14 protein-coding genes are annotated in these 20,377 nt (G+C 43.9%); 3 read left to right on the forward strand and 11 right to left on the reverse strand.

All coding sequences use genetic code 11. The features are described from left to right. Positions 1-140: 140 nt before the first annotated feature. Positions 141-1,985: a glutamine--fructose-6-phosphate transaminase (isomerizing) gene (gene glmS, locus DXK30_RS12145; RefSeq protein WP_114701903.1), complete on the forward strand. Its 1,845-nt coding sequence runs from the start codon at positions 141-143 to the stop codon at positions 1,983-1,985. A 142-nt stretch (positions 1,986-2,127) separates the two neighbouring features. Here the strand turns inward: glmS and DXK30_RS12150 are convergent, their stop codons facing one another. The 10 genes from DXK30_RS12150 to recG form a co-directional block, all read right to left on the reverse strand. Beyond that, positions 2,128-2,943 carry a sulfite exporter TauE/SafE family protein gene (locus DXK30_RS12150; protein ID WP_114701904.1) on the reverse strand — a complete coding sequence of 272 codons (816 nt, stop codon included), beginning with the start codon at positions 2,941-2,943 and terminating at the stop codon, positions 2,128-2,130. A gap of 113 nt (positions 2,944-3,056) precedes the next feature. Beyond that, positions 3,057-3,572: a flavin reductase gene (locus tag DXK30_RS12155; RefSeq protein ID WP_114701905.1), complete on the reverse strand. Its 516-nt coding sequence runs from the start codon at positions 3,570-3,572 to the stop codon at positions 3,057-3,059. 105 nt (positions 3,573-3,677) lie between these two features. Further along, on the reverse strand, positions 3,678-4,706 hold the full coding sequence (locus tag DXK30_RS12160) for a methionine synthase (RefSeq protein WP_114701906.1): 1,029 nt from the start codon (positions 4,704-4,706) through the stop codon (positions 3,678-3,680). A gap of 54 nt (positions 4,707-4,760) precedes the next feature. Beyond that, positions 4,761-5,828 carry a DUF1852 domain-containing protein gene (locus tag DXK30_RS12165; protein ID WP_114701907.1) on the reverse strand — a complete coding sequence of 356 codons (1,068 nt, stop codon included), beginning with the start codon at positions 5,826-5,828 and terminating at the stop codon, positions 4,761-4,763. A 359-nt stretch (positions 5,829-6,187) separates the two neighbouring features. Continuing rightward, entirely contained in the window at positions 6,188-7,189 is a 1,002-nt protein-coding gene (gene ahr, locus DXK30_RS12170; RefSeq protein ID WP_114701908.1) for an NADPH-dependent aldehyde reductase Ahr, read from the reverse strand. A gap of 266 nt (positions 7,190-7,455) precedes the next feature. Continuing rightward, the gene (locus DXK30_RS12175) at positions 7,456-8,391 is read right to left on the reverse strand and encodes a DMT family transporter (protein WP_114701909.1); all 936 of its coding nucleotides are present in this window, start codon (positions 8,389-8,391) and stop codon (positions 7,456-7,458) included. Between the two features lie 89 nt (positions 8,392-8,480). Next, the gene (locus DXK30_RS12180) at positions 8,481-9,191 is read right to left on the reverse strand and encodes an AraC family transcriptional regulator (RefSeq protein WP_114701910.1); all 711 of its coding nucleotides are present in this window, start codon (positions 9,189-9,191) and stop codon (positions 8,481-8,483) included. An 87-nt stretch (positions 9,192-9,278) separates the two neighbouring features. After that, entirely contained in the window at positions 9,279-12,368 is a 3,090-nt protein-coding gene (locus DXK30_RS12185; protein ID WP_114701911.1) for an efflux RND transporter permease subunit, read from the reverse strand. Further along, positions 12,365-13,657 carry an efflux RND transporter periplasmic adaptor subunit gene (locus DXK30_RS12190; protein WP_114701912.1) on the reverse strand — a complete coding sequence of 431 codons (1,293 nt, stop codon included), beginning with the start codon at positions 13,655-13,657 and terminating at the stop codon, positions 12,365-12,367. Before DXK30_RS12190 ends, DXK30_RS12185 begins: the two co-directional genes overlap by 4 nt. A gap of 497 nt (positions 13,658-14,154) precedes the next feature. Further along, on the reverse strand, positions 14,155-16,506 hold the full coding sequence (gene recG, locus DXK30_RS12195; RefSeq protein ID WP_114701913.1) for an ATP-dependent DNA helicase RecG: 2,352 nt from the start codon (positions 16,504-16,506) through the stop codon (positions 14,155-14,157). A gap of 279 nt (positions 16,507-16,785) precedes the next feature. Between recG and DXK30_RS12200 the strand changes: the two genes are divergently transcribed. Beyond that, positions 16,786-17,790 carry a patatin-like phospholipase family protein gene (locus DXK30_RS12200; RefSeq protein ID WP_114701914.1) on the forward strand — a complete coding sequence of 335 codons (1,005 nt, stop codon included), beginning with the start codon at positions 16,786-16,788 and terminating at the stop codon, positions 17,788-17,790. 174 nt (positions 17,791-17,964) lie between these two features. Here DXK30_RS12200 and DXK30_RS12205 read toward each other — a convergent pair whose 3' ends face one another. Beyond that, positions 17,965-18,552, reverse strand: a complete 588-nt coding sequence (locus tag DXK30_RS12205) for a hypothetical protein (protein WP_114701925.1) — start codon at positions 18,550-18,552, stop codon at positions 17,965-17,967. A gap of 398 nt (positions 18,553-18,950) precedes the next feature. On the opposite strand from DXK30_RS12205, the gene argA reads away from it, so the two are divergent. Next, positions 18,951-20,273 (forward strand): amino-acid N-acetyltransferase, encoded by a 1,323-nt coding sequence (gene argA / locus DXK30_RS12210; RefSeq protein WP_114701915.1) that lies wholly within the window; start codon positions 18,951-18,953, stop codon positions 20,271-20,273. The last annotated feature ends 104 nt before the right edge of the window (positions 20,274-20,377 follow it).

Genomic DNA, 20,377 nt, shown 5'->3' on the forward strand with positions numbered 1-20,377 from the left:
AACTTAAGCAGTGCGGCAATCTTTGTGGTACTGCTTCACTATATTTGTCGTTTGATGACTCATCATTAATGTCCGACCAAATCATTTGATCTTACAACATTATATATTGAACTACTAAAATTTGAATCTAAGGAATAGCCATGTGTGGAATTGTAGGCGCCGTTGCTGAGCGAAATATCGCTAATATCTTACTTGAAGGCTTAAAGCGTTTAGAATATCGCGGCTATGACTCAGCTGGTCTGACGGTTATTCGTGATGGTGAACTACACCGTGAGCGCCAAGTGGGTAAAGTGCAGGCACTCGTTAATGCCGTTGCTGTCAACCCAGAGTTTTTTGATGGTCATATCGGTATTGCTCATACGCGCTGGGCAACCCATGGTGAGCCAGCACAGCGTAATGCGCATCCACACGTGTCAGGCAAGATTGCGGTCGTTCATAACGGTATCGTCGAAAACTACGCTGAACTAAAAGAAGAGCTAATAGCCAAAGGCTACGTGTTTACTTCACAGACAGATACTGAAGTTGTGGCGCATCTGATCCATGATATCTACAAAAAAACGCCTGACTTGTTAGAAGCAGTACGCACCATTATCCCGCTACTGCACGGTGCTTTTGCATTGGGTATCGTCCATGTAGATTGCCCTGATGAGCTCATTACTGTACGTCTAGGCTCACCTTTGGTTATTGGTGTCGGCATCGGTGAAAACTTTATCGCGTCAGATCAGTTGGCGTTGCTACCGGTGACCAACCGCTTCATGTATCTAGAAGAAGGCGATATCGCCAAATTAACTCGCAATAGCATTCAAGTTTATGCAGATGGTGTTGAAGTCCAACGTCAGATACATGAAATTGATGCAACTCAGCACAATGCCGATAAAGGCGAGTTCAAACATTATATGCTCAAAGAAATTTATGAGCAGCCAGATGCCGTCGCTCGTACGATTGAGATGGCTTTGGATAATGGTGAAACGACTAAACTACGCGATGATTTTTTACAGCGTCATGAGACACTGTTATCAGGTATTCGTCATGTACAAGTGATTGCTTGTGGTACCAGTTATCATGCCGGTATGGTCGCAAAATACTGGTTTGAGAGCCTTATCCGTATACCTTGCTCCGTCGAGGTTGCCAGCGAATTCCGCTATCGCAATCCTGTCGTCGTCGATAATACTTTGGTCATCTGTATTTCTCAATCTGGTGAAACGGCTGACACCTTATCAGCATTACGTGATATCCAGAAGCAAACGCCAGCAGGCTTGGTAAGCTTGGCATTATGTAATGTACCGACGTCATCATTGGTGCGAGAAACAGATATTTTCTTGCCGACATTGGCAGGGCCTGAGATTGGCGTCGCATCAACCAAAGCATTTACCACTCAGCTTGTAGCATTGATATTATTAATATTGAAAGTGGGTGTCACTCAGCAGCGCATGACTGACAAACACTTAAACACGTTACTTGGTGAGCTACATCAATTACCAGGGCAGCTCTACGCCAGCTTAAACCTCGACGGTCCTATTAAGACCATGAGTGAAAGCTTTGAAGATAAGAAGAGCTGTCTATTCTTAGGTCGTGGGTTACAGTTCCCAATTGCTCTTGAAGGAGCATTAAAGCTAAAAGAGATCTCTTACATTCATGCAGAAGGTTACGCGGCAGGTGAGCTGAAACACGGCCCATTAGCATTGGTCGATAAAGATATGCCAATTGTGGTATTAGCACCCAAAGACAGTATGTTTGATAAATTAAAAGCCAACATGCAAGAAGTGCATGCGCGTCATGGCGAGCTGTTTGTGTTTGCTAGCGAAGCCAGTCAAATGGTCGCTGAAGATAGACTACACTTAGTATATGTACCTGATGTTTGCGAGACGCTTGCCCCTATCGTCTACAGCGTGCCTGTGCAGCTGTTGTCATACCATGTAGCAGTAATGCGTGGCACAGACGTTGATCAACCACGCAACCTCGCAAAATCAGTAACAGTCGAATAATATTTATTAAAAATGACACCTACTACTTTCGATAAGTAACTGTCTCTCATTCTCATATTGAGCCATCAAGGGCCAATTATCTGCTGTGAATGTCAACGCAGATAATTGGTGCTTTATATCGTCATCACATCAATATAAGCTTTCAAAGCAACCCTTTATATAAAAAATAACACCCTACTACGGTCAACAGTACCGCAAAGCATTTTTTCAGTAAATGTGGTGATAATGCGTGAGCGACTTTTGCGCCTAGCTTGGCGGTAAAGAAGCTCATGATGCTAATGCCCAAAAAAGCATAGATATGCACAAATCCAATTGTATTGGGCACGTCGACTTGAGCTTGCATCCCGAAGAACATAAATCCTAGCGCACCTGCAATCGCGATAGGCAATCCACATGCGGCTGAGGTTCCAACGGCCTTTTGCATAACCACACCGTAACGCGTAAGATAAGGTACGGTTAAGCTACCACCGCCAATCCCAAAAATAGCAGAAGCGATACCAATACCCGCCCCTGCTGCTAATTGCTTAGGTTTTGAGGGCAAAGCTATATGGACATTACCAGCATCGTTATTTGCTTTATTTTTGCCGCCCATAAACATTTTATAAGCGACCCAAAGCAAAAACACACCAACAATTAACTGGAGGTACAACCCAGATATCTGTCCTGCGATCCCTGCACCTAAAAAGCACCCTATTGCTAAACCTGGCGTCAGATTTTTAAAGACAGGCCACATGACTGCGCCCTTTTTGTTATGCGCCATGAGCGAACTTATGGACGTAACGATGATAGTCGCTAGTGAAGTACCCAAAGCTAGATGCATAATAGTGTCAGGACTGTAACCCATTTGCGTAAAGACAATAAATAGCAGTGGTACGATAATAGTGCCACCGCCTACTCCGAATAGCCCCGCAGCAAATCCTGCTAGCGCCCCTATTATTAAAAAAGTTATTAATTCCACAGGATAGTTACTTCTTATTTAGATTTAATGAGATGATTATTATAGTTAAACGACTGCTTAATGTTGAACGAGCAATAGCCCATAGGCTTAGGTGTTGGATAATAGGTATTGGATTAAATAAGTTCCACTTGCCCCACTCTAGAATAGGTACGGTTAAAGTAAACCAACCCTTCATCAGTTCCGCCTTGTGGCTCAGCCTGATTGATGGCGACAACGCGGCACATAAAGACGCTATGTGTGCCGACTTCTTGAATTTGTTCAATCTCACAATCAAAACTGACCAACGCATCCTCCAGTACAGGAGCGCCTGTTTGTAATTGTGTCCAAGAACCATATTCAAACCGTTCTTCTGAACACAGTTTAGAGGCAAAAGCATTGGACAGCTGCTCATGTTGCGCGCCTAACACATTGACACTTAAAATCTTATTTTCCAGAAAGTAGCCATGTGACCGAGACGTTTGATTCATACAGACAAGTAAGGTCGGCGGTGTGTCTGTGACGCTACATACTGCCGATGCTGTAAACCCATGTACGCCCGTTGCACCTGATGTGGTCACCACATTGACCGCAGTCGTTAGCAAAGACATGGCATCTCTAAAGTCGGTCGCGTCAATCCTATCTTTAATCATTGCTTCAATCCTGAGAAACGTTAAAAAATAACGTTAAAAAATTGTGCTTCAATTTTAGTTTTGCAAGGGAAACTCTTTAAATAGAATTTCCTAAACGGCTAAACTCTAAGCAGTCAGTGCTTGACGAACGATTTGAGCACCAGCGCTTAATGCTGCGAGCTTACCACGTGCTACTTGGCGAGACAAAGGTGCCATACCGCAGTTGGTCGCAGGATACAGCTTATCAGCATCAACAAATTGTAGCGCTTTACGTAGCGTATCTGCCACTTCTTCTGGTGTCTCGATAGTGTTTGTTGCCACATCAATGGCACCGACCATCACTTTTTTACCACGAATCAATTCAATCAGATCCATAGGTACACGTGAGTTTTGACACTCCAGTGAGATGATATCGATTTTCGACTGTTGCAATTTAGGGAATGCTTTTTCGTATTCGCGCCACTCTGAGCCCAGTGTCTTTTTCCAATCGGTATTGGCTTTGATGCCATAGCCGTAGCAAATATGGACAGCTGTCTCACATTTTAGGCCTTCAATGGCACGCTCTAAAGTTGCGATACCCCAGTCGTTTACATCATCAAAGAATACATTGAATGCGGGCTCATCAAACTGGATAATATCAACACCAGCCGCTTCTAATTCTTTTGCTTCTTGGTTCAGGATTTTAGCAAATTCCCAAGCCAATTTTTCACGGCTTTTATAATGACCGTCATATAACGTATCAATCATCGTCATCGGCCCTGGCAACGCCCATTTGATTGGTTGATCGGTTTGCTGACGTAAAAACTTGGCATCATCAACGAACACGGACTTCGGACGGCTCACCGCACCAACGACTGATGGCACGCTCGCATCGTAGCGATTACGAATTTTGACCGTCTCACGCTTCTCAAAGTCAACACCATCAAGGTGCTCGATGAACGTAGTCACAAAATGCTGACGGGTCTGCTCGCCATCACTGACAATATCAATCCCTGCATGCTGCTGCTCTTGCAATGATACGCGTAGCGCATCTTGCTTGGCTTCAAGCAATTGCTCGCCCTCTAACGCCCAAGGTGACCAAATTTTCTCTGGTTCTGCTAGCCAAGACGGTTTTGGTAAGCTGCCAGCGGTAGACGTCGGTAATAGTAGTTTCATACGAGTTATCTTCTGATTAATTTATTTTTTATTATGTTGATGAGGGATGCTCAGTTAAGCGGCTTGCTTCCTAGCCGTTTCTTTATCAGCAGCTTCTTTTTGAGCAGCTTCTTTTTGAGCAGCTTCTTTTTGAGCAGTCTCGCCTGTTACATCATAGTTTGCAGCCCATTCTTCAAGGATTGTTTGATACGGCTTAATAAAGTGTGTCTCGGTAAATCTGCCTTGGGTCACTGCCATCTGACTGCGTTCAGCACGGTCATAGACCACTTGAGTCAATGAATAGTCTTGGTAATTCAGGCTAGGTTGATACACTTGACCAGCGCTTGAGTTGGCATTGTAAATCTCAGGACGGTAGATCTTCTGAAAGGTCTCCATGGTGCTAATCGCACTAATCAGCTCAAGATCGGTGTAATCACTGAGCAAGTCCCCTTCAAAATAAAATGCTAGCGGTGCAGCGCTTCCTTCAGGCTTAAAATAACGTACCGTTAAGCCCATTTTATGAAAATAGTCGTCGGTCAACGAGTATTCATCTTGCTTGTACTCAATGCCCAATACAGGATGCTGATTGACAGTACGGTAGTAAGTCTTGCTGGTTGACACGCTCAGGCAAATCACAGGTTTTTTGTGAAAATGAGCATTGTAAGCTTCTGAATTCAATAAGTATTGAAACAGCTTGCCATGCAACTCACCAAAATTATCTGGCGTTATGGATGCTAGGTTTTTGTCACGATGCTCTGGTAGTACAATACTAAAGTCATAATCACGCACGTAAGATGAGAAACTGTTGCCAACCATACCGTCGATACGCTTGTTTTCTTTGTGATCCACAATCGTGGTTTTTAGCGTTTCGATAATAGGAAACGTCTGACCATTGCCTTTAACATCCAGATCGACAGAAATGATATCAACTTCAACAGAATAACGATCTGCTGTCAGATTGTCCCAATGCGCCAATGCATTGAAGCGGTTATTGATCATAGTTAACGTTTTGCGTAAATTCTCTTGGCGGTGCTCGCCGCGTGCCAAATTTGCAAAGTTAGTTGTCAAACGCGTGCTATCTGCAGGCTGATAGTTTTCGTCAAAACGAATGTGCTTAATTGAACAATTGAATTCTTTACTCATGGTGATCCGCTGCCTTATTTATCTGAGATAAAACCAAATCTATGTATGAGGTGAATCATACCGGAGTCTAAACATGAATAAAAACGATACTATTTTAATATAAGATGAATAAAATTCATTTATCAGATTTCATTCCTAAGAAGATATAATTTTTGAAAAGGCAAAGTAAAAAGTAATGAGGTACTAGCTGCTTATTTGGTAAAAAGTAAAAAATAGTGGGTTAAGTCATACTAGAGAAGATAGCCAGAAAAATTTGTTAGGAGAATCGAGAATATCTTGTTAAACAAGACAAAAAAATAGTGACACTTCATTCAATAAAGTGTCACTATAATTATTGCCTTGTCTCTTTTTAAAGACGTTTAGTCTCTCTCTAGCACAACTCTATAACGAGCATTACCACTCTCTAGTCGCTCAAACGCTTCATTAATCTCAGACATTTTGTATGTTTCAGTGACTGGCTGAATATTGTGTCGCGCAGCAAAATCTAGCATTTTACGTAGCGTCGATGGTGAGCCAACTGGCGAGCCTGATAGACTGTTCTGAGCCATAATCATTGGTGCAGCCGATATCTCTAGTGGTGCTTCTAGCAGTCCAACAAAATGCAGCTTACCTTTTGGTCTTAGCGTCTTGATCACGACATCCCAGTTCATATCGACGTTTACTGTTGAGATGATTAGATCAAAAGAACCTGCGGCTTTTTCAATTTCGCTATCGTCTCTTGAGTTTAGTGAATGGTGAGCGCCCATCTCTTTTGCTTCTTCCATTTTTGATTCACTGGTAAATGCCGTCACTTCACAGCCCCACGCATTGGCAAACTGCAATGCCAAATGACCCAAGCCACCAATACCAATTACAGCCACTCTAGAAGTTGGTTTGATGTCGTACTGCATAAGTGGGTTAAACACTGTGACACCGCCACATAACAGTGGTCCTACCGCGTTAAAATCAAGCCCTTCAGGTATCTTAATAACGCTAGTATCTTTTGCACGTACTTTATCTGCAAAGCCGCCGTGGTTACCAATGATCGTACCTTCTTGCTCAGGGCATAGGTTGTGGTCTCCATCGATGCATAGATCACAAACGTTACAGTACCCTTTATGCCAACCAAGTCCGACTTTATCGCCCAATTCTAGATGCTTGACGTGCTTGCCTTTATTGAGAACTTTACCTGCAACCTCATGCCCACCGACAAACGGATATTGAGTCATGCCCCATTCGTTTTGCCACATCGATAAATCACTATGGCAGATACCGCAGCTATGTACTTCGATTTCTACTTCGTGATCGCCTAGAGCACCTGGATCATATTCATAAGGCTCAAATTTGCCACCTTTCTCTTTTGCTGCATATGCATTAATCATAGTTATTCCTTATTTTCTAGTTTTTTTAGAGATTGGTTTATCGTTCTAGAAGCTATTAATATGTTAGTAAAATTAAAATAGTGCTATAAGAGATAAACAATTTCTTCAATTAATTTGATTGGATAGACTATAGCAAAGACTGACCTAACTAATCCATTCAACTTACCAGTTTTAGACTAACGTCATACAAAGAGCCATACTTAATAGGCAACCACTCATCAAAAATACTGCTTGTTATCAGCAACATTGTTTTGCTAATTGTTTGATTACTTATATAGTGCACGTCTTCTTCGATAACCTGTCATTTTTGGCGTCTTCATTACTTGCAGTAAGAGACAGATTATCATGAGTGACATTCCTAGCCAGCCGATAGGAGAGAATGTTTCACCGATTATAATGATAGCCAATATAGTGGCCACGATAGGTTCTAGTAACGTGATAAGCGTCGCTTTGCTCGCCTCAATTACTCTCAACGCTTGACCAAAAAGTAAATAACCAAAGAACATCGGCGCAATTGCCAGATATAGGGCAACGCTTATATGTTTTGCATCTAAAAACAGGTTTTCCCCTGTTAATAATAATGATGGCAACAATAAAATCGCCGACAGACCAAACATACTGGCCATCGCTGATTTCGAGTTTACCCCGTTCTCTATCATCTGACGTGCTGTCCATGAGTATGTGGCATAGGTCAATCCTGCAACTAACCCTAATAAAATGCCTAATATTCGATTATTTGCTTGTGCGTTTATATCTAAATATTGAGTTTTCCCTAAAGTTAGCAAAATAACGCCAACCACACCAAATATAAAACTTACCACCCATCGACTAGTGACTTTTTTATTGCTAATCAGACGCTCCATGATAACAGTGAAAAATGGTGCGCTAGCAATTGAGATCACTGTACCAATGGCGACACCTGCCAATCTCATAGAAGAATAAAACGCTAAAGGATAGATAGCAACACATAGGCTACCGATGAATAAGAGACTGGGTTTAGAAAGTAGTTTCTGTCTATCGCTTAATAAATTATTCTTAGCATTCAATACTAGCAATACACCGCCTACCCCCATGGAAAATGCACCAACGGCTAATGGACTAATATCAGGTATAAAAGCAGAGGCTGTACCTGTCGTTCCCCAAAGGACACTGGCAGCTATCACACATAAAATAGCACTTAGACTAGATTTATTCTGCAGCATAGTAGCTACCTCTAACGTTATAATGAATAACATTATTATAGAGAGTTATAGACTACTGTTTTTGCAGGTTGGACGGTTTGTATGTCTGGTTAGACGTGTTTTAATTTGGAAGGGGCAATACCGAAATATTTAGAAAAGCGGCGGCTAAAAGCACTAACATCCGTATAACCAACCAGTTCGGCTATGATAGCGATAGGTGAATCAGTATGTAGTAACAAAGCTTGAGCCTTTTGCATTCTAATCTTTGTAATGTACTCAGTGACGGTTTGGCTTGTTTGCAATTTGAAGTTCTTTTTGAACTGTGTGGCACTGAGACAAGAGATATCCGCCAACACTTCGATAGAAAGGTTTTTAGCAAAATTGTGGTGGATATATGCGACGACTTCTCTAATTCGAGCGTCATATTGCACAAATAGATTTTGTTGTTCTAGGATTTTATAAAAGGTATCAAACATTAATCTCTCTACTTCAGGATTGATTTGATACCTTAACTGACTTTCTGAAAACTCCAAAAATGCCAACAATGGCGAACTTATAGAAAAGACAATTTGTGATGAATGAAGCACATTTTCTGGCAACAGATCTGTATCTACAACGATAAACTTTGCATTCTCCTCAGCGCTGAAATAGTGCTTTTCATTTGCCTTGACGACAACACATTCGCTTGGGATAACTTTTCCAGTATAGCTCCCAACTTCGATATTTATTGCCCCTCGCAAAGGCAAAACAATCTGATGAAAGTCATGAGAATGCCCTCTAGTCTGGCGAGTGTATGACCTAATTGAGAGCGTGTTAATCATACATCGTTTTCCAGATTGCTACTATTTTGTCGTGTCTTGGCTCACTATGTCTTAACTAACTATTTGGTTAGCTATGAGAAGTGACTATTAGAGGTCACTAGGTTTGCCATCTGGAGCTAACCATTTAGCAAACCATCCAGATAAATCATCCATCAAGGTATAGACGACAGGAATAACAACCAAGCTCAATAGCGTAGAGGTTACCAGACCACCCAGTACCGCTGCTGCCATCGGTCGCCTAAAGGTAGGATCCGCATCGCCCCAACCAAATACTAGAGGCAACATACCTGCACCCATCGCAATGGTCGTCATGATAATAGGTCGTGCACGCTTGCGACATGCATCTACGATAGCTTCAAAACGTGCCAGACCTCGGCGCTGGGCAATCAACGCGTAATCGACCAACAGGATTGAGTTTTTGGTCGCAATACCCATGAGCATAATAAAGCCAATCATCGAAGGCATCGATAAGCTGCTATTGGTAATAACCAAGCCAACAAACGCCCCACCGATCGACAGAGGTAGCGCCATCAGAATGGTAAAAGGCTGCAACAAACGACCAAATAGTAGAATCAGCACGCCTAAAATACAAACCACACCGACGGACATCGCAATGATAAAGCCACTAAAGAGGTCTGCCATATTTTCGGCTTGACCTTGATCGATGATGGTAATCGAAGGTGGCAGTTGCTGCATGGTCGGTACTGCTTTGACCACTTGTACCAAATCGCCAAGCTCGCCACTCGCAGGTTGTACCGTGATACTAATAGCACGCTCTCGATCCAGTCTGCTAATCTGCGCAGGCCCAGTGCCAAAGTCTAGCGTAGCTACCTCACCGACGCGTACACCTTGACCTACAGGCATAGTACTCGGCACGTACAAACCTTCTAGTTGGCTAACATTTTGTTTAGCCACATCAGGTAGACGTACGACGATTGGTACTTGACGCGTATCAAGATTAAGCTTAGACAATTGCTGCTCGTAATCGCCTACGGTCGCCACACGTAAAGTCGTAGCGATATCTTGCGTGGTGACCCCTTTATCCGCCATTGCCAATCTATCTGGCGTTACCGTTAGCTCTTGACGTGGCAAACTGCGATCACTGGTCACAGCGCCTGCGCTTGGCAGACCTCGAATCTCAGACATGATTTTTTGTGCAGTTTGTTCAAGCAGTTGCGGGTTGGTACTGGTTAATGAAAAGTTATAGCCACTTTCACCACCACTCGATAGCCCGACTGTAAACCGTGCTCCTGGCACCTCTGTCATTAGTTTGCTAATTTTTCGCTCTATCTCTTGCTTGGTACCTCGTTCTGCACGCGGGGCAAGTACAATATCCAAGCCCGCGATGTTTTCAGCCTTGCCGCCACCACCATCCGACGCACCCATCGACGCCTGCGCCTCTCCCACTGAGGTAAAGATATTGGTCACCTCAGGCATGGCCAAGATACGTGAACTCGCTAACGCCGCCACGCGCTCAGTATCTGCCAACGACACGTCAGGTGTCAGCTCAATAGCCACTCGAGTTTGATCGATATCGTTGTCAGGGATAAATGACGTCGGTAGCAGCTTAACTAGAGCTAGCGATGCCACAAATAAAATAAGCGTTGCACCCATGGTTATCCAGCGATGATGTAGGGTCCAAGACACAGTCTTAAGATAATACTTCATCATCGCGCTTTGTTTTTCGACGTGCTTTTTCTCAGGTCGCAAGATGTAAGCTGCCATCATAGGGGTAATCAGGCGCGCTACCATCAGCGAGGCAAAAATTGACAAGGCAGCCGTCCAACCAAACTGACGGAAAAACTGTCCAACGATACCGCCCATAAAGGCCGTTGGTAAAAACACTGCAATCAAAGTAAAAGTTGTGGCGACAACGGCCAGACCGATTTCATCAGCGGCTTCCATCGCCGCTTCATAAGGCGTCTTACCCATGCGTAGATGGCGTATGATGTTTTCGACTTCAACAATTGCATCATCGACCAGCACCCCGATGACTAATGATAATGCCAGTAGTGAGATGATATTAAGACTAAAGCCAAACAGATACATACCCAAAAAGGTTGGAATCACTGATAACGGCAAAGCGACCGCGGCAACGATAGTCGCGCGAATATTGCGCAAAAATAGGAAGACGACCACTACAGCCAACAGCCCACCTTCAATGAGCATTCTTAACGAGGCTTCATAATCTTCTGCAATGGGTGTGGCTCGGTCATAGACTTTCTCAATACTGATATTGCCGACATCAGCAGTCAGCTTGGCAAGCTCCTCATCAACCAGCTCCATCACATCGACTTCACTGGCACCGCGCGAGCGAGTGATGTTAAATGCCACTACGGTTTGACCGTCTAGCTTAGCAATTGAGCTTGGATCTGCTGCTCCATCAGTGATTTTTGCCATACGTCCTAAAGCTTGTGTGCCCCCCGTAGGGACAGCCACTTGCAAATCGTTTAGCTCATTTGCTCGCTCAACGGCACCGAGAACACGGATGGTCTGAGTCGTATTGCCAACTTCCGCCTCCCCGCCAGAGCTATCCTGCTGGATGCCAGCGATTTGCTGCGATAATTGTGAAATAGAAAACTTTAGACCACTTAATGCAATTGGGTCAGCAGCAACCGTGATTTCACGCTGCAACCCGCCAACACGGCTCACGGTACTAACTCCTGGTATATCAGATAGCCGTTTGGTAACGGTATCATCAACAAACCACGATAGATCCTCCACGCTCATATTTTCAGCAGCAACAGAGTACGTAACTACTGGAAATCCAGCAGTAGATACTTTGGTAATGATAGGATCGTTGGCTGCAGCTGGTAGATCACCACGTACTTCGCCGACTGCTGACCGCACATCGTCTACCGCTTCTTGAATGTCTTTTTCTAAGGTAAATTCAGTGGCAATGGTCGCCGCACCCGTCTGTAACGTGGTGCGAATATGACTCACGCCTTCGATACTGGTCAGTTTGTTTTCAATCTTTTTGGCGATATCGTTTTCGAGCTGTGAAGGCGCAGCACCTGGTAGCGTCACCGTGACCACCACCGCTGGCAAATCTATGTCCGGAAACTGTTGGACTTTCATTTTCATGAAACCGTAAATGCCGCCCAACGTCAGCAGCACAAACAGCAAGATAGCAACGAGCGGGTTCTTTATTGAATAAGCGGAGACGTTTAAGCTCATGGCTGTGCCTGCACTGGCTTACTGGTTTGAGACACACCATTAACAACACGCACTAAGTCACCATCATTTAAGAAGCTACCGCCCTGTTTTACGATACGACTGTCACTTGGCAAAGGCTCTAACACTGCTACGCTCTCGCCTAATCGCTCACCCAATGTCACTCGCTGCTGCTTGATACGTCCCATCGATCGATCGTCTCGAGTAGTCGACTCGGTAACGAGCATTACATAGTCATAACCATCATTGCTGACCACGGCGCTATTAGGAATCGTTTGCGTACTGGTACTTCCCAATAGGAACTTACCTGTTTGGTACATGCCTGCCCGTATCTTTGAGTTGGCAGCTAGGCTGGCATAAATCGTAATTTGACGGTTGTTGTCTGCGGTTGGTGCGATGCGGTTTACTTGCCCCATCACTGTATCACCACCCGGCAGACTGACTTGTACAGGCGTACCGACATTTATATCACCGATAAGCTTAGGATCTATATCTGCTCGCCATTCCAAAACCCTGCCTTTAATAATCGTAAATAACGGATCCCCGCCTGCCACTTGACCGACTTCTACCATTTTTTCACTGATAATACCGCTGACAGGAGCGACGACTTTCGCGTTCTCTAATGTCAAACGCTGATTGCTCAAACGGGCTTTGGATGCTTGCAAAGAAGCTCTGGCACGGACTTCCGAGGTACGGTAGCGGTCGGCTTCTTGTTTGCTGATGGCATCGATATCGATCAATGGAAGCACACGTGCAGCATCAGCGCTGGCATTGGCAAGGGTGGCTTCCGCTTCTGCGACATCTGCTTGCGCCTGTAGTACTTGCTGCTCCATAGCATCAGTATCGAACACGGCTAAAACTTGACCCGCTCTGACGCGGTCGCCTTCTTCGACCAAAATACGCTCGATAGCCACACCATTGACTTTTGCACTGACATTCGCAGTATCTTTAGCATTGATGGTTCCATCGGCACTGAGCGTGCTGCCGATATCATCTTGGCTTGGACTGACTGTTTCTACTGAGAGTACTGATTGCTCAATACTGGCATCGCTACCAGTTGCCTGATCGTTTGCGACAGAATTAGCAGTTGCTGACTCATCTGTAGCTGCATTACTATCATTGCCCCAATATTTGCCAAGCAGCACCCCTATCACTAGCACGGCTGCCAACACGGGCCACAACCATATTGGTGGTTTTGCAGATGGTCTTTGAGATACAGTGTCAGTTTGACGATATGGCGGCAACTCAGCTTCAGCTGACGGCTTAGAATGGGTTTCTTCAAAATCGCTCATGATAACTCTCTGTAGGTACAGTCAATATTGAAATACTCGATATAGAATGACTAAAAATATCAATCAGTCACAGCAATAATAAAAAGTGGCACGCAATCGAAGCAATTTTTGGATAGTCTGATATAGGGCTATGAGCGTTACTTACAGAGAGTATTACGATGTTCTCTAAAGCACTGTTTATTATTATAATAGTTCATCAAATTATCGAGAATAGCATATATTTAGTCATCATCTTATTTTTATATATAGTGTCTAGCGTTCATAAATTTAATTGAAACTTAGACCGAATATCTGTGCAACGTTCAAGGCATATCGACCGATTTAAAGAAATAAGAGCGCGTATAGTCAGTCGTTGAATCTTTGATGTATTCAACGACTGACTATGGATGGAGTATCGTTTATAAAGAATGTTAACGTTATGGCCATGCTGTTTGATTATATCCAGAGCTATATTCAATGACATATCAAACCCATTTGCCGATACTAAGCACTAAAAACTAAGCATTGGTATAACGACTTGCCTCAGGCATCCAGCGATGAATCAATTGACTGACATCTGCTTTTCGCGCAGGGTCTGCTATCAAATGCTTCGCTAACCGCTGAGCAATGGCAAATAATTGCTCATCACGGATCAGATCAGCCAGATAGTAGCCAACGTTACCCGTTTGACGTTTGCCTAACAGCTCTCCTGGCCCACGTAATTCTAAGTCTTTTTGAGCAATGACAAATCCATCGGTACTATCGCGTAGGACATTTAGTCGCTCAGTACCTGTCTCTGATAGCGGCTTTTGATATAACAGTACACAGAAGCTTTTGGTCGAGCCACGTCCGACTCGCCCGCGCAGCTGATGCAATTGGGATAGCCCCAAACGCTCTGCATTTTCGATAACCATTAACGATGCATTGGGTACATCGACCCCTACCTCGATGACGGTCGTCGCAATCAATAAGTCCAAATTACCTGCTTTGAACTCCTGCATAATGGCTTGCTTATCAGCAGACTTCATTTTGCCATGTACCAGTCCAATACGAATATCTAGACGTTCATTTAAGTCTTCATAAGTGGCTTCAGCTGCCTGCGCATCCAATACGCTAGACGCTTCTACCAGTGAGCATACCCAGTACGCTTGCCTGCCCGCTTCGCAGTTAATCGCAATACGTTCTATTACCTCGTCGCGTCGATTGCGATCGATGGTTACCGTCGTAATTGGGGTACGCCCCGGTGGCAACTCATCAATAATTGAGGTATCCATATCGCCATAAACGCTCATCGCTAAGGTTCTTGGAATCGGTGTTGCGGTCATGATTAGCTGGTGTGGGGTACTGTTAGCCACGCCTTTATTGGTCAATGCCATACGCTGCTCAACACCGAATCGATGCTGCTCATCAATGATAACCAAGCCTAATTTAGCGAACTGAACTTGCTCCTGAAACAGTGCATGAGTACCGACCACCACTTGCACGGTATTTTCTGCAACCGCTTCCAAAGCTTCACGGCGCTGTTTGGCCGTTTGCTTACCGGCAAGCCAACCGACACCAATACCTAATGGCTCAAACCATTGCTTAAAATTCAGTAGATGCTGCTCTGCCAAAATCTCAGTCGGTGCCATTACCGCGACCTGCCAGCCGCTATCGAGCGCATAACCCGCTGCTCCTGCTGCAACCAATGTCTTGCCAGCACCCACATCTCCCTGTACCAGTCGTAGCATCGGAATTGAGGTTGCCATATCCGCAGTGATGTCTTTCATCACTCTTTTTTGCGCACCCGTTAAATCAAAAGGCAATGCAGAAAACAGCTTGTCAGCAAGAGGACTATTGGTAGTACATTTGGGCGCTTTATGCTGATGTAGCTGCTGGCGACGATATAGCAAACTGAGCTGATGCGCAGTCAACTCTTCAATAATCAAGCGCTGGCAAGCAGCATGCGTACGGGCACTGAGTTGAGTGAATAGTTTGTATTGCTGAGACGCGCTGGTATAAGTAGGCGGCGTATGCAGCAGTACCAATGCTTCAAATATCGTTAAATTATAGACATTGTGCTGAGCAATACTGGCAGCGACGTTATGTATGTCATTATCTGCCTGATAGTTAGAGGGACTGGGCTTGTATACGCTATTGCCAATCGCGTTATCAGGTACACTGCGTGCTAATGTCGAAAAAATATCTTCGGTATATTCGGCCTCTGACACCGCTGATTTAGATGGCTCAAAAGGCACTAATGGTAAATCGGATACAACTGCAAAATCTTCAGCCGTAAACAATGTCATAGGCAAACCTTGGCTCCGAACTGTTTGCAATGCCAGTTTAATTAAAGTGCGCAGCTTGTTTTGATGTAAGCCTTTGACTGTAGGGTAAATAGGCTGCAATCCCGTATCGGTCATGACTGTATTATCAGTGATAACTTGATATTCAGGATGATGTATCTGCTTACCGTAACGGCTGACTTTGACCTCACCAAATAGCTGTAAACGCGTTCCCAAATTCATGGTCTGTACCAGACCACGATAGACCTTAAAAAACCGTAACGATATCGTACCCGTATCATCGTCCACCGTCACAGTCATCCCACTGCGCTTGGTATCGACATGGACGATATGACCGGTAATTAGCGCTGACTGTCCATGCTCTACATCGGCGATTGATACCAGTCGACTACGATCCTCATAATCACGAGGCAAATGTAATAGCAAATCGAATATCCGCTTGATATTCAATTGCGCCAACTGCTCTGCGACTTTTACCCCCACACCTGCTAGCGCAGACACTGGCATATCTAGTGCTGACAGCGGCATGTCAGATCTAAAGTGATCTAATGAGTTAGATGAGGCATGACTCTCCGATATTGGCATTAAAGATCCTAACAATATTATTTTTAATTTTTGTATGCTAAATCGAGCATTTTTAATAGGCTGTACATGATGACTTGTAGCATAGAATAGCTATAACGATAGTACGTATAAAAAGTCGACTCATTTCATTATAGCTGACAATACAATTGCTTATGCTAGGCTATTTAGTAAAATAGCATCTATACAGTCCATCTACTATAGATAAACCGCTTCTTCTCATCATACCAATAACTGATGTCTGATTTTTTGAATTGTGGCAATTTCATAAGGTGTTTTTCTATGCTTATTTCTATTTTGCCTCGTCAGTTGCTTCATAACTTAATTCGTCATAATCTAAAACTACTGAGGTTGAGCTTAATACCAATTCTCGGTTTGTATATTAATGCGTGTAGCACGTTGCCATCGACTATTCCTGCCACACCAGAGCCAGTTATTAAGGTTCCTACTGTCGCACTGGTATTGGGTGGTGGCGGTGCGAAAGGGTTTGCTCATGTGGGCGTCATTAAGGCGCTAGAAGAAAACGGTATCAAACCAACATTGGTAGTCGGTACGAGTGTGGGTAGCTTGATTGGTAGCTTATACGCCAGTGGTTACACGCCTGCACAGCTTGAGCAATTGGCACTGACCACTACAGATAGCCAGCTCACAGACTTTACCTTGTCCAATCAAGGTTTTATTGAAGGTATTAAGTTAAAAAACTTTATTAATAGCAAAGTGAATGCACAAGCCATAGAAGACTTCCCCATTACTTTTGCAGCAATCGCAGCAGAAAAACACACTCTGAAGAAAACAGTCTTTACCACTGGCGACGCTGGGCTTGCCGTACAAGCATCCTGTAGCGTGCCCAATATTTTTATTGCTCCACGTATTCCTGAAAAGGTCGGTAAAAAATATATCGATGGCGGTGTGGTCAGTTTAGTACCAGTAGATAGCGCCTATGACTTAGGTGCTGATATTGTCATTGCTGTAGATGTGACGGGAGCTCAAGGCAGCAATAATACGAGCAATCAAATACCGACTATGAATTCATTAAGTGACTTTTGGGGCTTTCTCGAAACCAATATTCTAGTTACTAACCTGACTGCTAATCGCTCCGTATCAAGTCAGAGTGAGCGGAATCGAGCTGATATTGTTATTACTCCCAATGTCAGTCGTAACAGTTCGATAGATACTAGGCAGCGACGCAGTCTAATACAAGCAGGCGCTCAAGCGACAACGCCACAAATCAATGCCATTAAACAACTTATCCAAGAGAAATCTAGTAGCAAATATGCCACGCTGTAGCTGAGTATTGTTCCTTACTTATCAGTAAAATTATCAAACGTCCTAACAGACCATAAAAAAGCACCGCAGCTATAAACTGTGGTGCTTTTTTATTGGTAGTTTTCAGTACTAAATGGATAGTTTTCAGTGCTAACTACATCAATGCTAGCTAAATTCTAATCCAAAAATTCAAGACTATTTAACGCGTGCGCGATATTTTACAGCGACGGTATCATTTAGACCTACGCCTTCTAGGTCCCAACGTACCGCTTTATAGTATTTAAGCGCGACATCTTGTAATTGATTATCAACTTTGGTACGTAATGGCATACGGGCAAAATTATTGCCATCTACACTGCCGTACGGGAATTCAGGGGCAACTGTCTTTAACAGTTCTACCTGCTCTGGGATACTCATCGTAACGGTCATTTTACGTACGCGATCTGCATTGGTATTGGTAAAGTACCCTTGATACTCCAATACATTGCCTGACTGCAAACGAGTATTGGTATCTACAGGGACGAGTACTTCTTGACCATTGGCATCAACGCTGACCAACGACGCTGTAATTCTGCTGTTAACGGCTTGAGCACTTGAGTTGCTGCTCTTATTGGCATTTGTCTGAATAGCCATTGAGCTATCAACCGCTTGCTCTGGTGTTGGCAGCATCGCTGAGGCTTGTGTGACGACCATTGCACCGATGAGCGTACCGGCAACAACGTGAAATAAGCGGTGGCCGCTCCAAGCACTGAACGGGCTAGCAAACTGGTTACTTTTTTTCATGATTTTCATTATCCCTGGTTGATATATCGGTAAAACACAGATGGTGCAACTTAAGTTATTTTTATAATTTGTTCAACAGATAAAACGCATTACGATGTATATAAGATATCGCTGTGAAATAGTTCATACAATCTATCAAACACATGAACTCACTTATCTAACCTGATTATCTTCGCTCAGCATCTGTAAAGCAATAGCGCTTAGCATAACAAAAAGCATTTGTACGTACATTAACCCAGTGTTGAGGTTGTGTATATCAGCGATTGGCAATCAGAATGCTTGAATACAGCTGAAATAAAAGATAGCTCATAACCGCGTTTTTTGCTATGGTAAATCTTTAGCGTTAGGCATTTTTTTGCTGCGCCCCTTTTCTTATTCTAACGACTACTGCTCCCATTATGACTACTAGCTCCATGCCCCAGATCAACCCTGAATACGTCCATTGGTTCCGTAACTCTGCACCCTACATTAATACCCATCGCGGCAAAACTTTCGTGATCATGTTTGGTGGTGAAGCGGTCAATCATGCGAACTTCAGCACACTTATTCATGATTTTGCCTTGTTGCATAGCTTGGGTATCAAGCTGGTACTGGTACACGGGGCACGACCGCAAATCGAAAAGAACTTAAAAGACGCTAACATCGAATCTCCACTACATCAAGACATACGTATTACGCCACGTGTAGCGATGCCATCTATCTTACAAGCCGTTGGTGCTATTCGTTTACAGATTGAAGCTCAGCTATCAATGGGGCTGGCCAACTCTCCGATGTATGGTTCACGTATCGATGCGATATCGGGTAACTTCGTGACAGCGCGCCCATACGGTATCCGTGAAGGTATTGATTACCAAATGACGGGTGAAGTGCGTTCTATCGATGTGGAAGCCATCAAAAACAACCTACTTCATGACCATATCGTTGTTTTAGGCTCGATGGGCTACTCTGCGACTGGCGAAGTATTTAACTTATTAGCGGAAGATGTTGCCCTAAGCGCTGCTGTAGCACTGGGTGCTGACAAGCTTATATTCTTAGGCGAAGAAGCGGGTATCAACGACGATGATCGTTTATTACGTGAAATGATTCCAAACGAAGTTGATCGTTTCTTACGTGATCGCGATTTAAATTGTGAAATCAATTATTTCTTAAACTGTGCAAGTTTGGCCTGTCGTCAAGGCGTTCATCGCACGCATATTATCTCGTATGCCAAAAACGGCGCATTACTAGAAGAACTATTCACACGTGATGGTTCTGGCACGCTGATTAGCCATGATCCTTATGAAGAAATTCGCCGTGCCAATATCGATGACGTGGTTGGTCTGATTGAGCTGCTGTCACCTCTAGAAGAGCAAGGCATCTTGGTCAGTCGTTCACGCGAGCGCTTAGAGCAAGAGATTGATAACTATAGTGTTATTGAGCGCGATGGTATGATTTTGGGCTGTGCAGCATTGCATACACTAGATTCAGAATCAGCGGAAGTTGCCTGTGTTGCCGTGCGCCCTGAGTACCGTAGTGGTAGCCGCGGTGCAGATTTACTAGCGTTTCTAGAACAGCAAGCGCGTAGCCATGGCTTGTACAAGTTATTTGTTTTAACCACTCGTACTGCCCATTGGTTCGTTGAGCAAGGCTTCGCTGAAGTTGAAGCCAGCGCTTTACCTGAAGCACGTTTAGAAAAATACCATAACGGCCGTAACTCTAAAGTCTTTCAAAAGAATCTATAATTTATCACCAACTTGATATCGGCTTTGTAAGATCGAGATCAGTCTGAGATAAAATATTAGTCGTAAAAAAGCCTTCATAATTATATGAAGGCTTTTTTAGGTTA

The organism is Psychrobacter proteolyticus (assembly GCF_003350005.1).
Lineage (GTDB): Bacteria > Pseudomonadota > Gammaproteobacteria > Pseudomonadales > Moraxellaceae > Psychrobacter > Psychrobacter proteolyticus.

Bases quoted from the DNA above. Each gene is read 5' to 3' on its own strand.
- glmS (WP_114701903.1), top strand. From the start codon at position 141: ATGTGTGGAATTGTAGGCGCCGTTGCTGAGCGAAATATCGCTAATATC.
- DXK30_RS12155 (WP_114701905.1), bottom strand. From the start codon at position 3,572: ATGATTAAAGATAGGATTGACGCGACCGACTTTAGAGATGCCATGTCT.
- DXK30_RS12160 (WP_114701906.1), bottom strand. From the start codon at position 4,706: ATGAAACTACTATTACCGACGTCTACCGCTGGCAGCTTACCAAAACCG.
- DXK30_RS12165 (WP_114701907.1), bottom strand. From the start codon at position 5,828: ATGAGTAAAGAATTCAATTGTTCAATTAAGCACATTCGTTTTGACGAA.
- ahr (WP_114701908.1), bottom strand. From the start codon at position 7,189: ATGATTAATGCATATGCAGCAAAAGAGAAAGGTGGCAAATTTGAGCCT.
- DXK30_RS12175 (WP_114701909.1), bottom strand. From the start codon at position 8,391: ATGCTGCAGAATAAATCTAGTCTAAGTGCTATTTTATGTGTGATAGCT.
- DXK30_RS12180 (WP_114701910.1), bottom strand. From the start codon at position 9,191: ATGATTAACACGCTCTCAATTAGGTCATACACTCGCCAGACTAGAGGG.
- DXK30_RS12185 (WP_114701911.1), bottom strand. From the start codon at position 12,368: ATGAGCTTAAACGTCTCCGCTTATTCAATAAAGAACCCGCTCGTTGCT.
- DXK30_RS12190 (WP_114701912.1), bottom strand. From the start codon at position 13,657: ATGAGCGATTTTGAAGAAACCCATTCTAAGCCGTCAGCTGAAGCTGAG.
- recG (WP_114701913.1), bottom strand. From the start codon at position 16,506: ATGCCAATATCGGAGAGTCATGCCTCATCTAACTCATTAGATCACTTT.
- DXK30_RS12200 (WP_114701914.1), top strand. From the start codon at position 16,786: ATGCTTATTTCTATTTTGCCTCGTCAGTTGCTTCATAACTTAATTCGT.
- DXK30_RS12205 (WP_114701925.1), bottom strand. From the start codon at position 18,552: ATGAAAAAAAGTAACCAGTTTGCTAGCCCGTTCAGTGCTTGGAGCGGC.
- argA (WP_114701915.1), top strand. From the start codon at position 18,951: ATGACTACTAGCTCCATGCCCCAGATCAACCCTGAATACGTCCATTGG.